11 protein-coding genes and 1 tRNA gene are annotated in these 15354 nt (G+C 43.5%); 3 read left to right on the top strand and 9 right to left on the bottom strand.

Annotated elements, in window-relative coordinates:
• Positions 1–28: 28 nt before the first annotated feature.
• Entirely contained in the window at positions 29–877 is an 849-nt protein-coding gene (locus tag ACW6PM_RS00405) for a patatin-like phospholipase family protein (protein WP_456055823.1), read from the bottom strand.
• Positions 878–910: 33 nt separating this feature from the next.
• Entirely contained in the window at positions 911–2353 is a 1443-nt protein-coding gene (locus tag ACW6PM_RS00400) for a D-alanyl-D-alanine carboxypeptidase family protein (RefSeq protein ID WP_456055822.1), read from the bottom strand.
• 224 nt (positions 2354–2577) lie between these two features.
• Here ACW6PM_RS00400 and trmB point away from each other — a divergent pair, with 224 nt between their 5' ends.
• A complete protein-coding gene (trmB, locus tag ACW6PM_RS00395; protein ID WP_308651206.1) occupies positions 2578–3219 on the top strand; it encodes a tRNA (guanosine(46)-N7)-methyltransferase TrmB in 642 nt (213 codons plus the stop codon).
• Here trmB and ACW6PM_RS00390 read toward each other — a convergent pair.
• Together ACW6PM_RS00390 and ACW6PM_RS00385 are read right to left on the bottom strand one after the other, a co-directional pair.
• Positions 3211–3681 (bottom strand): tetratricopeptide repeat protein, encoded by a 471-nt coding sequence (locus ACW6PM_RS00390; protein ID WP_308651205.1) that lies wholly within the window; start codon positions 3679–3681, stop codon positions 3211–3213. The two genes, trmB and ACW6PM_RS00390, sit on opposite strands and share 9 nt — an antisense overlap.
• A 184-nt stretch (positions 3682–3865) precedes the next feature.
• Positions 3866–3938, bottom strand: a tRNA-Lys gene (locus ACW6PM_RS00385).
• A 215-nt stretch (positions 3939–4153) separates the two neighbouring features.
• Here ACW6PM_RS00385 and pepT point away from each other — a divergent pair.
• Both pepT and ACW6PM_RS00375 read left to right on the top strand, forming a co-directional pair.
• A complete protein-coding gene (gene pepT / locus ACW6PM_RS00380) occupies positions 4154–5383 on the top strand; it encodes a peptidase T (protein ID WP_456055821.1) in 1230 nt (409 codons plus the stop codon).
• A gap of 285 nt (positions 5384–5668) precedes the next feature.
• A complete protein-coding gene (locus ACW6PM_RS00375) occupies positions 5669–5812 on the top strand; it encodes a hypothetical protein (RefSeq protein ID WP_155514874.1) in 144 nt (47 codons plus the stop codon).
• Positions 5813–5929: 117 nt separating this feature from the next.
• Here the strand turns inward: ACW6PM_RS00375 and ACW6PM_RS00370 are convergent, their stop codons facing one another.
• From ACW6PM_RS00370 to ACW6PM_RS00350, 5 genes are all read right to left on the bottom strand, one after another.
• Positions 5930–7522 (bottom strand): DEAD/DEAH box helicase, encoded by a 1593-nt coding sequence (locus ACW6PM_RS00370; protein ID WP_321112289.1) that lies wholly within the window; start codon positions 7520–7522, stop codon positions 5930–5932.
• Between the two features lie 156 nt (positions 7523–7678).
• Positions 7679–8938, bottom strand: a complete 1260-nt coding sequence (locus ACW6PM_RS00365) for a hypothetical protein (protein ID WP_456055820.1) — start codon at positions 8936–8938, stop codon at positions 7679–7681.
• A gap of 168 nt (positions 8939–9106) precedes the next feature.
• Positions 9107–11545 (bottom strand): lectin like domain-containing protein, encoded by a 2439-nt coding sequence (locus ACW6PM_RS00360; RefSeq protein WP_456055819.1) that lies wholly within the window; start codon positions 11543–11545, stop codon positions 9107–9109.
• The gene (locus ACW6PM_RS00355) at positions 11535–14585 is read right to left on the bottom strand and encodes a transglutaminase domain-containing protein (RefSeq protein ID WP_456055818.1); all 3051 of its coding nucleotides are present in this window, start codon (positions 14583–14585) and stop codon (positions 11535–11537) included. The genes ACW6PM_RS00360 and ACW6PM_RS00355 overlap by 11 nt, the downstream gene beginning before the upstream one ends.
• Positions 14586–14661: 76 nt before the next feature.
• Entirely contained in the window at positions 14662–15255 is a 594-nt protein-coding gene (locus tag ACW6PM_RS00350) for a hypothetical protein (protein WP_456055817.1), read from the bottom strand.
• Positions 15256–15354: the final 99 nt, after the last annotated feature.

The raw sequence follows: 15354 nt of genomic DNA, 5'->3' as shown, positions 1-15354 counted from the left end.
GCTTCTCCATCCCTTGTGTCACATTATTCTATATTTTCACACCATGCTTATCCGCCAAAAGACTCTTGGCATCGCGTATACCAAGCTGGTACAGGCTCTCAAGCTTCTCTGGATCCTTTTCCACCTTGCTTATTTTAATGTGCTCCGACGGCCTTAGCACCTCGGCAATGCCCTGCTTTTCAAGCTCCTTAAGATGCTCAAGCTGGGAATTGTACATGATATGCCTGTTTGAAAATGCCTCATAAAACCTCGGAAAACGCTTTTTGTATACAGATGTAAAGAGCCTTGGCATAGGCTTTTTTACATAGTCGGCAGGCTTTGTCAGCACGACAACCACTCTGTCATAGCCCATATCAAGCATATGCTCATATGGGATGCTGTCCGTCACCGCACCATCCAGATACCACTCATGCCCCAGCTTCACCGGCTTTGACACTACAGGCATGGAGCCAGATGCCCTGAGCACATCCATCTGTTCAAAGACGCTCTTTATCTGCACATATTCAGGCTTACCAGTCCTGATATTCGTCACAACCGCATAAAAAGGAATATCCGACTTCTTGTATTCCTCATCATCAAACGGGTCAAGCTCTCTTGGTACTGTATCGTAGGCATATTTCGTGCTCACTATGTTTTTCTCACGAAGCAGTGGCCTTATACCCATATAATTTTTGTCACTGTTAAACCTTTTATTATATCGTATAACCCTGCCGCGCTGCTTTGACAGCAGATTCACACCAAAAAGTGCCCCTGCCGAAACCCCGATAACAGCATCAAAGCTAATATCATGGTCCATAAAACAATCGAGTACTCCGGCTGTGTACATGCCTCTCATGGCTCCGCCTTCAAGCACGAGGGCGCATCTTTCATCACTCATTTCTGCCTCCATCTATAATGTCATAAAAAAATACTAATATTTGTGTCGTCCGCTGAACTTCAGATTGTCTCTCCTTCTGCGCCGTTTTCTCTCAAGCTTGTGCTCCCTGAAGCGCTCACGCTGCTTCTTCTTCATGCTCCATCTGTGTTTCAGCACGTAGATATTGTCTGACACTCTTCTAAGCATGAAAATGCTCAAAATAACCACTGCGATAAATATAAGCACCCAGAGGAAATATACCAGCTTTATCCTTATTATATCACTGTCCCTGTTCTGTCTGCTGTCCTCATCAAAATACGACAGATCTACCTTTGCTCCGGATTTCAGCAGATCCACACAGCCTACCACATGATCCCCGTACTTGTATCCGACAGTAGCAAGAGCATCCGCGTTGTCAGACTTCATGTCTGTTGCTTCCCTTTTAACACTTGAAAAATCTGCATTGTTTGGCAAAACAACATAATTTTCCGATACCTTTGCATACATGCCGTGCTCATTCATCACACCCAGATCCGGTGTGTCATCAGCTGCTGCGCTGTTTTCATTTTCAGCTATGCTAAGTGCCTTGAAGTTGCTGAAATAGTAATTGAGCAGTGTGTTTGTGTCTGCGTACTGGTCAGGTGACTGTGCATTCATAATGACCGCGCACAGTGTCAATCCATCCCTCTCCGCATACGTGACAAGCGTGCTGTTGGCCACTGAAGTGTAGCCGGTCTTGCCGCCTGTGCAATCCTGATTCACAAACTGTGAATACGACTTAAAGGGATGTAGCATCGCATGATGATTGTACAGCGGAGTATCTTCGGTGTGCTTGTTTGTAGGTGGTATGAAATAGGTCTTTGTGCCTGTAATCTTTCGAAACTCATCATTCTTATATGCCGCACATGAGATAAGCCCCATATCGTATGCGCTTGTCCAGTGATTCTCATCCGGCAGACCATTTGCATTGTTGAAATGTGTATCTGTACAGCCTAATTTTTTGGCTTCCTTGTTCATCAGATCAATAAATGTGCTGTAGTCTCCTCCGAGCTTTTTGCCTGTATGCTCTGCTGCGGCATATGCACACTCGTTTGCCGACTCAAGCATGACTCCATAGAGTGTCTGCTCCATTGTCATCTCCTCGCCCACATCCCTCTTGATGCTCGATGAGCCGTCGCTGCTCTCCTTCACCGCCTCTTTTGAGAATGTGACCTTCTCATCCATCTTGCAGTTGAGGATAGCCAGATATGTGGTGAGAATCTTTGTGATGCTCGCAGGATAGTGCTTTTCGTGTGAATTTTTCTCATAGAGCACCGTACCTGTATTTACCTCCATCACCACTGCGCACGGTGAATTTATCTGCGGTCCCTCCGGCCAGTATGTGTCATCACCATCTGCAAATGCCACAAGCGGTCTCGTACAAAGAGTCGTAACCATAGCAAACACTGCCATTATTAGTATTCCTGATTTTTTTAAAATTATATTTTTATGCTTCATATCTGTTCCTGTTGATTCTAAAATTGGGGAATTGTTCAGTACCATAATCTAAAATATACTATGATATGAGGGTCAAAAGGTATTTTGCCACTCATTTATGATTATAATGTATGAAAAACATGTTATCAAGGGCATGTGCAACGTATTTTGCCATTTTATTTTGACACCCGCACAATTGTAGGGTATTATCTATATAAAATTTTACGTTTTATAAGGAGATTCACATGAGACTTAGAAATATCCCGGGCGCTGGTGAAGTCATCGACAATAGCCCTTATTGCATAAAGGAGCCTGTAGAATTAAAAGGAAAATGGCATGATTTTTTAGGAAACGAAAATCCGATTCATATAGAGGTTGGTATGGGAAAGGGCAGATTTCTGATGGATCTGGCAAGGCTTCATCCCGAGATTAACTATGTAGGCATCGAGCGCTACACCAGTGTACTGCTTCGTGCCGTACAAAAGATGCAGGAGGACGAGCTGCCAAACGTGCACTTCCTGTGCATTGATGCCGCAACTCTTCCGGATATTTTTGACAGTAATGAGGTTGACCGCATTTACCTGAACTTTTCCGATCCATGGCCGAAGGACAGGCATGCAAGAAGACGACTCACATCAAGCGAATTTCTGGCCAGATATGATTTGTTTCTCGCACCTGACGGTCGCATAGAGTTCAAGACTGACAATCAGGATCTCTTCACCTTCTCTCTGGAAGAGATTGAAGGCTCCGATAAATGGCATCTCGACGCCAGTACACGCGACCTGCATCATGATGCTGTGATGAACGAGGGCAACATCATGACAGAATACGAGGAGAAATTCTCTGCTGCCGGAAACCCTATCTGCAAGCTTATTGCTTCAAGATAATGCGACATATCTGTCGTTAATCGCATGATTTATATAGTCAAACATGACCCAGCTTTTATGACATTCTTCAGATTTTTCTGAAGAACTGTCATATTCGTCTCTGGCATCATTGAAATATCTCTGCGCTTCCTCATCTCTTCCCATCTTGCTATAGCTTGAACCTATATTGCTGTAAACCATAGCCTTAAGATCTCTCGAGCGGATAAGCTCCGCCGTGGCAAGACTCTCCAGATAACATTCAAAGGCATTTGCCTCATCATTTTCCAGCTCATAGACCAATCCCAGAATATTGAGATACTCTGCATATTTTTCCACGTGGCCTGTGCTCTTTAAGCGCACAAGTGCTTTCTTTATACGCTCAACCGCACGGTCATAATCCTTATTCACCACATAATCTACTGCGATTATCATTTCGTTGTCTGCTATATTGTCTGTTGAATATTTGTCTGCTGTGTTCATCATATTTTACTCCGACCAAAACATCTTCCCGAATGTTACTTTTGTCCTATTCAACAGTATAAACTCTTTATTTCAAAATTTCAATATTAATTTCACTTTTTATGGTACTATTAGACCACCTAAAAATTATGCAATAAAAAAGCACCAACCCTATGGCTCATACGTCCATAAAACCGGTACCTTTGAGTGCGCCTCCAGGGGCTCGAACCCTGCACACCCTGATTAAGAGTCAGGTGCTCTACCAAATGAGCTAGAGGCGCGTTTTTTAATTTTGTTTGCGTTTTCCTTAACGCGAAATTTATTATATAGTATAGTTTATAGAAATGCAACACTTTTTTTTAATTTTTTTAAATTTTTTTTAGATTTTTTGTAAAACAGTTGATTTTACACCGTTTTAAGCTATATTATTTTCTATATAAAGAGACTTTTTGTACCCGTTTTCCATTAAAGGTCTCTCAGAAAGGATTTACAGATAATGAAGGTTGAAGAAAGATTATTAAAATATGTGGGCTATCACACCACATCAGATGAAGACAGTGATAATATACCAAGCAGCGACAGGGAATTTGCCCTCGCAAGGGAGCTTGAGTCCGAGCTTAAGGAGCTTGGCTTATCTAAGGTTGTGCTTACTGACCACTGCTACGTGTATGGTCTGCTGCCTGCCACTGCCGGCATGGAGCATAAAAAGGCAGTTGGATTTATTGCACATATGGATACCGCACCTGATTTTTCCGGGGAAAATGTCAAGCCACAGCTTCTGCGCCACTATGACGGAAGCGATGTGCTGCTTAGAGGCTCCGGCGATTATCTGCGTGTAAGCGATTTTCCTGAGCTTAAAGACCTCGCCGGACGCACTCTCATCACCACAGACGGCACTACCTTGCTTGGTGCCGATGATAAGGCCGGTGTGGCTGAAATTATGACTGCCTTAGAGCAGATTATTGCAGAGGGCACACCTCACGGCGATATCTGGGTTGGATTTACCCCGGACGAGGAGGTCGGAAAAGGTGCGGATTTGTTTGATCTGGACTATTTTGAGGCCGATTTTGCCTACACCGTGGATGGTGATTACGAGGGCGAGGTGGCCTATGAGAACTTTAATGCCGCAAGCGCCGAGTTTACCATAAAGGGAGTCAATGTGCATCCGGGCGAGGCAAAGGATATCATGGTCAATGCGGCTCTTGTCGGCTGTGAAATTGCCGCAGCACTGCCTGCAAACGAGACTCCTGCCACCACCGAGGGCAGAGAGGGCTTTTACCATCTGTGCGACATGAGCGGTGATGTGGCTTCGGCTCATCTGTCATACATCGTGCGCGACCACGACAAGGCTCTTTTTGCCAAAAAGCTTGATACGCTCCGCTCTCTTGAGATAGAGATGAACAAAAAATATGGTGAGGGCACTGTTTCTCTCACTATCACTCACTCTTACGAGAATATGCTTTCAATCATAAAGGACAATATGTACATTATCGACCTGGCAAAGGCCGCTATAGAGGAAAACGGTCTAAAACCGCTCTCACGCCCGGTCCGCGGCGGTACAGACGGTGCACGTTTATCCTTCATGGGACTTCCTTGTCCAAACCTCGGTACCGGCGGCTACGGCTTCCATGGTCCATTTGAGCACATATCAGTGGAGGGCATGGAGACTGCGGTTAATATAATCAAATCAATCATGAAGCATGTGCTGATGCTGGCTGACGCGTGATTTCGTGACCAGCAACGATTACAGCCCATTTAAAATGCCTCTACGAGGCAGGGGCTGTAATCACTCAATAATTAGCACTATGGCGCATAGCTTGACAGCGTAGTATCAAGCTTGCGTCTGAACAATAACACCCGGCGCGCTTTAGTGTAAACAATAGTTGATTTGTATATTGACTTATCTGATAATTTTGCTATAATGATGACAACCAATTGTTTTTCGTTTATTTTCGAACGAATAGTTACAACGTTTTTTTGAAACTGACAGATGTTTCAGAAGGGAGACCATATGGTAGTACTTGCAGCACTTATCATCTTTGCAGTTGTTGGTGGAATATTTGTAAATTATCTTCGCAGAAATCAAAATGATATCGGCGGTGGAATGGGAAAGGATTACATGAAAGAGCATTGGGGAATCGATGACGACAAGTAATCAAAAATACCGGGCAACACATTTTGTGTCCCGGTATTTTTTTATACAGCCATCGTAACTATTCATAACCACTGAGAACAAGAAAAGCTGATGCGTAATCAGAAAGGCCTGACGTTGCTAACGTGAATTTGCAGGCTCCATGTTCACAGAGCGCCCCTTTATCTTCGCATTCTTCATGGCATTGAGCACTTCCTTGCCATACTCAGCCGGCACCTCAACAAATGTATACTTATCGTACATGTCGATTGCACCGACAAGCCTGCCGGGCATGCCTGACTCGCCTGCAATGGCGCCTAAGATATCGCCCGGCTTTATCTTATCCTTCTTTCCGACGTTGATAAACAGGCGGACCATGCCATCCTCAGCTCCTGTATTGTGGAAATCATAATCGTCCTTTGATTCAGTTGTGGATATCTCAGATGCGCCCATAGCCTGGTATAAAAATGCCGCTGCAATATCCATTGCTGTGTAATCCGACTCATTTATCTGATTCTCTATAATATCAATGACACTTGTGAGATTTTCCTCATCTATAATGGTAGAAATCTGGTCCATGATCTTTTCTGCCCTGATTTTGGCAACATCATCCGATGAAGGGATTGGCTGTGCATAGATTTTTGTCTTGCAGTAGCGCTGGATATCCTTGAGCTTATATACCTCCTTGCCCTTTACAAAGGAGAATGCCTTTCCACAGCGGCCGGCTCTTCCTGTACGACCGATTCTATGTACATAATACTCGTCATCCTGAGGCAGATCATAGTTGAAAACAGCCTCCACATCATCCACATCAATTCCGCGCGCCGCAACATCTGTGGCAATAAGAATATCTGTCTTTCCGTTTCTGAAGTTCTTCATGACACGATCCCTCTGCACCTGCTTCATATCGCCATGCAGTCCCTCTGCACTGTAGCCGCGTCCGCAAAGCTCATATGCCAGCTCGTCAACCATCTTCTTGGTGTTGCAGAATACAAGTGAGAGCTTTGGATTATAGTAATCCAACAGTCTCGTGAGCACATCTATCTTGTCCTTGCGCTTCACATCATAGTAATACTGGTCGATATTTGCGACTGTCAGCTCTTTTTTCACAATCTTGATGTTGATAGCATCATGCTGATATTTTCTTGTGATTTCCAAAATAGGCTTTGGCATAGTTGCCGAGAAAAGCACTGTCTGATGCTCCTGTGGCAGGTATTCAAGTACGGTCTCTATGTCCTCCCTGAAGCCCATGTTGAGCATCTCATCTGCCTCGTCGAGCACGATTGTCTTTACATGGTCAGGCCTGATTGTCTTTCTCCTGAGATGATCCATCAGACGGCCCGGGGTTCCGATGATAATCTGCACACCGCCCTTAAGTGCCTTAATCTGGCGGCTGATATCCTGCCCTCCGTATACCGGAAGCACCTTCACTCCATGCATATATTTTGCAAGCTTCCTGATTTCATCTGCCACCTGAATGGCAAGCTCCCTGGTAGGAGAGAGGATGATAACCTGTGTCTTGTGGCTTGATGCATCGACACTCTCAAGCACCGGAATACCAAAGGCTGCTGTCTTTCCGGTTCCGGTCTGTGCCTGACCGATTACATCCCTGCCCGAAAGCACTGCCGGTATTCCCTGAGCCTGTATTGGAGTCGCCTCCTCAAAGCCCATGTCCTTGATGCCTCGCAAAATTTTAGGGTTTAGTTCTAATTCATCAAATCTGATTGTTTCCATATATTCTTTTATATTTCCTTTCAAAAATAAAGTGTGCATATTTTTATAACATGCACACTTTAACATATTTGTGAGATAATTACAAAATATTATTTCTTCATTTTTTTACAAAATATGCGGTACCGCATATTTCTTTACTTAATAGTTACCAAAATACTACATACTGCTAAATAAAGCTGCTATCTCATCCGGTGTAAGATTACGATTTGTATTATTCAAATCTACAACCGGAGGCTTGGCAGGCTCCGGTTCACTTGCAGGCTCCGGCTCAGATGCCTGAGGTGCCTCTGTGACCGGTTCCGTAATCGTTTCCTCTGCCGGCTTTGATTCAGGTTCAGCCTCACCTGCATTTGCACTTGCAAAAAGAGCGGCTATCTCATCTGCACTCAGCTGGCGGTTTGGGTCACTGTTTGTCGTATCTGCAACAGCTTCCTCTGCTGCCGGCTCTGATTCAGCTTCACCGGTACCTCCGTTTGCACTTGCAAAAAGGGCTGCTATCTCATCTGCACTCAGCTGACGGTTCGGGTCACTGCTGCCGGAATCTACCTGCGCTTCCTCTGCTACAGGCTCTGTAACTGCTTCTTCTGCCGCAGGGCTTGGCTCTACTACAGGCTCCGGTTCAGGTGCCTCTATGACCGGCTCCGGCTCGATTACCGCAACAGGCTCAGGTTCAGGCTCAGCTGTCGCAGCTTCCTCTACGACCGGTTCAGGTATGGCCTCCATGACCGGTTCGGGTATCGGCTCCATGACCGGTGCTGCTTGTGGTGCGTCAGTCGGTTGCTTTGGCACCTCAACATTTGCCGTAAACTGAATAGGATTTGCTGTGATTGCCTGGCTCAGACGGATTTCCATATCCTTTATGCTGTCAGATAGAGCCTGCTGTTTTTCCATAATATCCTTGAGGTTCTCATAAATCACATTTTTCTGGCTCTCAATAATAAAATCATTGCTCTCCTTGAGCCTGTTCTCAAGCTGCTCAAATGTCTCCACAAGCTGTTCATTAGAGCTCATAATCGCATCAGCATTTTCCTTATTCCTGTTGATGACAACCTTTGCGATTGCCTTCTGCGCATTGATAATATCCTCAGTCGGAATCCTTGACTCCTTCTGCAGCATCTCAATCTTTTCCTCTATCTCATCAAAGTACTTCCTGAGCATGAGATAAGATGCCTTTTCAGACTTGAAAATACTGTCATACTGTTCCTCTCTCCTGTCCTCCTTTAGCGCATTCAGTGAGAAAAATCCACTTATTACTCCCCACAAGCAAATCATAAAGATAACTGTGATTGCTGCAATGAGCATGTATTCCTTTGGATAATTAATTATCGCATAAAAATCCGCCAAAAGAACCAGCGTGGAAATAAGAATTAGAAATATAACCTGTATTTTTGCCTTTTTTTGCTTTTTATCCTGCATATGATTCCCCTTCCCGGGGCCTGACGCTATCCGCAACAGCCGTACCTCATGATGGCTGTGGATTATACAAGTCCCAGTACATTTATCCTAATATATCTATTATAGCGTTTATTGGCTGTAATGTCGATTGTTTTTAATGATTTTTCAGACATCACACAGCTTAATGTATTACGAGGCAGCACGCCCATATAAATAAAGTGCTTTGCATAGATTTCGAAGCTGTATATCATCCCCCTGTACAGCCCTTCGGATATAAGAATACGGACTCACAACTCCATAACTGCTTACGCCACTATTTGAGAATGTAATTGTATAATCAGTTGACAGAAGCTTCGGCAAAATTGACTTTATTCTGATGCAAAACAGCTTTCCATCAAGCTCAGCTGAAAATTCGCTGCTGTCAAGTCTGCCGGTTTTCTCATTCGTAACATCTATATTATATTTCTGCAGTATTTCATCGAGTGCAAGTGAGTTTTTATTAATGAAATACAGCTTAATGTCAGTTCCGTTTCTGCATACAAGCGATGAGCCTATATACTCCAAATCGCCATTACTCATTGATGCAGTATTTCCATCCACTGTCATTTTTAGGATTTCCTCAGTCGTTAAATCCCCCACTACATCATCTGTCAGCTCCTTATTCGCCAGATCAGATGTATCCACATTGAAATATAACTGTGCATATGCTCCATAATCCAAAAGAGCCTTTGCTATATTTTTTGAAACAGAATCAGAATCTGTTTTGATTAAATCATTCAGATAATCTGCCGGCGCGAAGGCAAAACCATTGCTTTTCGTTCCATCACTCTTTATGACACTGATTTCAACCTTTTCCGTAAGCTTCGCAGGAACAGCCTCGTATGTGATTTTCTTTACCTGAGTATGATTATACTCTGTTGTCTCAAACGCTGACAAAGGCTCCTCTGCGAAAGTACCATCCGGATATGCAAACCTAACCATTGCCCCTGCATCATCCATAATATCTGCCGAAAAAGCAGCATATAGATTTGCACGTACCAGCGCTGTCAAATCTACAGAATAGCCCTTTGCCGTAAGCTCATTTTCCGGCTCTGCATGCCTGGTTTCATCTGACGTAAAAGCTTTAATACAGAAATTGCCATATAGATATACTGTGTATCCGCCACTGCTATAATACAAGCTCTTTCCGTTTCCCCGGCTCACCTGTCTGTCCCAGAGGAGAGTGTCACCGGTTGCTATCTTTGTTGCCTGCTCATAATCCAGGGCGCTCTTATCAACCGATACCACTACAGCAAAGGTACTTCCCGGCTTAAGCTCCACCGGTTCTGCCAGCTCCACACTGTATATGCCCGCAAAGGCTGTATTGCCTGTCGTTGTAGCCTGAGTCTGTTTCTCTCCGCTTAATGGATCAGACGGATTCGTAAGATCTGTATACACATCTATTGTATAGCCTACATCCGCTATTCTGGTAAATGACAGCGATACCTCTCTTAGCTTTTCATACTCTCCATCAGCCTTCTTTGGTACCGTAAATACGTTTGCCAGCCTGTTGGTAAGCTTAGTATTGTATACCTCAATCCCACCATCCAGCTGATAGTTGTGGTCTAATCCGTCATCATCTGAGAAATCAAATACCCACGCTGTATCTAACAGTGATTCATTATCATACGACATCCAGAAATAATCACAATATGTTCCCCAGCTGTTTCGCACAAGCCAGGCTCCATCATTTTCCGGTCTCAATGACTCGGGGAAATTCTCTTTTGAAAAATTATCATCCCATCCAACAAGTATCACTGCATGTCCTAAACCTCTTCTTGCAGTATCATAGTAGGTATAATGCCCTGCACTGTCAAATGAATAAAACCTCATGGCACTGTCATTGTGATAATACATCACACCGGCAGCCCCATGCTCCATAATATTAGCCTTCACCTCGTCAGCATTTTCATGGATATTTATCTCATAAGCATTTTTCAGATGAGCCTTGCTGTAAGAGTATGCATATTTATCATCTAGGCCACTATCCAGTGTACTGTCAGCCTGAGAATATGGCACAACAGCCTCATCAACCGGACCTATCCACTGTGCCAGACGCCTTGAGCTGTATTCAAAATTGCCACCTCGTTGCAGGTATGAGAGTCCATTCTCATTATAGTATTTAGCCACATCCCCTGCAGTACCGCCCAGCGGATCTGTCACAAAATTGTATGCAAAATACGCAAGCTGAAGCTCACTAAAGTCGACATTCTTATCCACGGTTCCATCATTTATCAGGTCATACTCTGCAAGCCCCATACTGGCAAATGACCAACAGGTACCATATGGATTCTGGTCTCGAGTCTGTGGATACATGGTATCAAACACCGAAGCATCATCCGGAAAAGCCAAAGGCAGCTCTGCAAAGGTTGAAATTCCCGAGTCATATACAGGAGTATTGCTGTCCAGCTCACTCTCTATATATCCTCCCTGATATGACTGCAACAGATTTTGGGTCTGTGTCATCTCAGTTCTTCTTCCGTCCTCATTTATTACAGACTCCGTTGCTGCCACCGGTGTGGTTGATATAAGCAGTGCCGCCACCATAGCTGAACCGGTTATTCTTGTCAAATGTTTATTAAATACCATTTACCTTACTCGCCATCTCAGAATACATATACAACACATTCATCAGATTCTTTAATTCCTTTGATGAGTCTTTACTGTTTGCAACACTGTATGCATAGCTTAACGGGCCATAATCAAGCTCTATGATTTGTGAGCTGTCCATACCTGTAACCCTGCATACATAGTTCTTATTCAGGCTGCATGCCATTATTCCGCTTATATCTACACAGTACACTCCGCCATCTGAAGCTTTTTTAGGTGTCAGACTGACCTCATAACCATCTGCGTCAATATAGCTGAACTTATAATTATTAATATCACTGCCATTATCTAAAATAAAATAATGTCTTACCGTCATCTCAGACTTACATATCAGGGAGCTTCCGTAATATGACAGTCCATCGTTCTGACCATTTGCACTATCCGCTTTAATAACAGCCTTATATGCATCAAAATCAGCCGCATCTACAGCCTTATCGGCATCGCTTAAAATACCATTTGCCGGCTTGTCAGTGTTATATTTAAAGAAGGTCTGCGCTGCTGTTCCATAGTTTAAGAGTGCCTTCACGAGCTTAACTGTTTCTGCCGGATACTCGTTTGATTTTGACAGGAGCTCGGTGGCATATTCCTTTACACTGTAGGAATACTCTTGCTCGGTATTGTTATCAATCACTATTCTTGTCTCGATGGTATCAGACATCTGTGCCGCATTCACCGGACATGAGAACTTGTATAAGATTTTACCGTTCTCATTTACCTCAGCGGCATCATACGCATTAAGCTTATATGTCTGACCACCGATTTTAAATTCCAGATAAGCGTCATGCTCAAACACCGAATCAGACATTTCCATGTAATAGTTTACATCGATGTTGTCTTTAAGGGTTATGCTTCTGCCATACAAGCTGACCGCAGGACTCTCTGAAGCGTATTCGGCTGTAAATGTAAAGCTATTTGCGCTTCCTGTTGCATTTAATGTTACCGCTGCCTTGTCTGTCGTCCATGTCAGCTGATTTATCGCATACGCTATAATACCATTTTGAATACCTGAAATACTCGGTGGATAAGAAGCATTGTCCGCTGCTATTTCAAACTCTGTCTTTCCTGCATCCAAATTTTTCTGAATCCTGTCTGAGTAAGCTTTTGCCCACTTCTCGGCATCTCCTGTCCTGACAAAATAATTGTCGGCAAGGCTTGTTGAACGCGTTGCATACTTGTCTGTGGTATAAATTTTGCTATGCCCCGGATGAGCTATGGCCATCAGCTCATCGGTCAGACCAAAATACAAACGTCTCTGGTCAAAGCTATACCAATTATCGCTGCTGTCATCCCAGGTGCAGTCCGTCTGATACCACTGTCCGTCCAGCTTCATGGCATTCCAGGTGTGTCCATCATATTTATCCCTTGTCTCACTGTTTTCTATTCCTGCTGCTGTAAGGAGCTTTGCATATGCACTCTCATACGACTGACAGGTGCCAAGCCCTCTGGTCAGCGCACTCTCAGCCGAAGACCATTTCAGGGTTTTATCATATTCAAGCTGGTCAAGCAGCCAGTCATGCAGCCAAAGGGCTTTTGCATACTCTGAGCCATCAGTCTTACTGTTGCACTCAGCTACTGCAGATTGGACAATTGAGTCAACGCTCGGATATTTACTATCAGATACGCCTATATTGAAGCTCAAACGCAGATAATATACACCTGCTGCTGTATCCATCACATAAAACCTAAAGTTATAGGTACCTGTAGCAGTCATGGTAAATGTATAATCGTTTGAATCACACTCTGATGTATAATTCAACCACTCACCGCGGCTTGGATCCGCTACTGATTCGAATGCCCATTGATTTGGGCTCGAATAGCTCGGTGCATCCATTCTGAATTTATAGTTTCCTGAGCCGCCTGTTGCAGACACATGGAATGTAGCCGGCTGTCCAAGTACAGGATCATTCCATTGTGCTTTTAGTGTTACCGCACCTGACGTAGCCTCCTCGCTATGCGCATATGTAGTTTCATCCGACTCCTCCCAGGATTTTTCAGCCATAGGATACTGAGCGTTAAACTCAGCTGACGTATAATCCAGATAGTGGCTGCCTGCCACATTCCATGATTCGCGGGTATGATCCTTAAAGTCTGCTTCTGACTTCAACAGGTACTCATTATAGGTGGTCGCATCCTGTCCATCCCAGGTACAGTCCACGTTATAGTATTTACTGCCGATTCGCACTATATTCCACCCATGCGCTCCTCCATTGCCGGTACCGCTGATAATTCTGACCGATAGCCCTGCTTCCTTGCACAGTCTGTAGAAAAGCACAGCATATCCCTGACAGACAGCTTTTCCGGTGCATAGAGCTCCATAAGCTGTATATATCTGCTCCTCGGTTGAATTGTATGCATAATCCACATGATTGCAGATATAATCATGAATCTTTATGATTTTTTTGGCTTCGCTCAGTCCATTAAGCTGCAGTGTTGTCATTGCCTCAGCCACAGCCGCTGTCAGCTTCGCTTCCTGCTCTGCATCAGAATGATATGACATAGTATACTGTATATATCCTGCATCACTGTATGAAAGACGACAGCCTCCAAAACCATATATGAGTGCATCTCCATCCTGTCCGGTAGAGCTTTCGTCGCACTTCATTGCATCATATAATAAATCCCAATATAGCTCATCTTTGTGAGAATCAAACCAGGATGCAGGAAAATTCAAGGTTATTTCCGTTTCTCTGCTAACCATCTGCTTTCTGAGATATGAAACGGCACTGTCATAATCCGAAAAATACTGTCCTGTGGATGCACCAAACAGCTGCTCATCATTTGAGGAGTCAAGCTTTTTCTTTAAATCATCAATGCTGATAACATCCTCATACAGCGGATTTACCATGTAGATAATATTTTCATCCGATTTATCAACCTCAGACCGGTTGCTTTCAGATTGGTTGCTCGAAGCTTCAACACCTTCCATTGTCCGAACTTCACTTGCTGCCACAATAGTTGATGGAACCATTGTAATCAGCATAATAAGTGTTAAAATAAGGCTAACTATTCTTTTGTGCATACATAATCCTCCCGGCATGTTCTATTGTTAATAAATACTCTATCCCACAATGTAAAACTACATGGTAACCTATTAATTAATCTATCGGTATAATCGGAAGCTCTATCACTCCGTTATCTGATTTATTATCATCGCTGTCAGTTCCTGAATTGTCACTGTTTGAGTCACTGTTTCCGAAACCATTAGCGTCTGTATTGTCTGTTACAGAACTATTATCCTTTTTGTTATCCTTTTTATTATCAGATTTATTACTATTTTTATTATCGGATTTAGTATCGGTTTTATTTACATCATCTGTAGCAGCTGATTCATCATTTTTCATGATATCGGTCTCGTATGCATCTTTTGAAGAATTATCCTTGTTTACATCTGATGAACTCTTTGAATCTGTCGAGTTGCTGTCAGATTTCTTTTTATTATCGGATTTGTCTTTCTTACCGGCTACTGCTGCATCATCTTTTTGGGAATCAGCTGACTTCTTAGACGTATCATCAGTATCTGCAGCTTCTGTATCAGATTCTGTACCCGCAGCTGACACTGCCTCTGTGGCTGTTAACGAGTCGATTTTCTTTTTTTCATTGGCTCCCAAATTCTTTGCAGACAGTGCTGATACCGTAATTACTGCTCCAAATATTAAAATAACTACTGTGTTTATTATATGTTTTTTCATTTCATTTCTCCTTAAATACGAAGCACTGCTATCCCCATGTCTCCCTGTCCAGTTGATATCACAGCGCTTTTATAGTTCTATATTACTATCTCTCTTTTA

It is taken from the genome of Agathobacter sp. (assembly GCF_977054825.1).
Note: the sequence above shows the minus strand (reverse complement) of the source record. Positions and strands in the feature narration are given on the sequence as shown.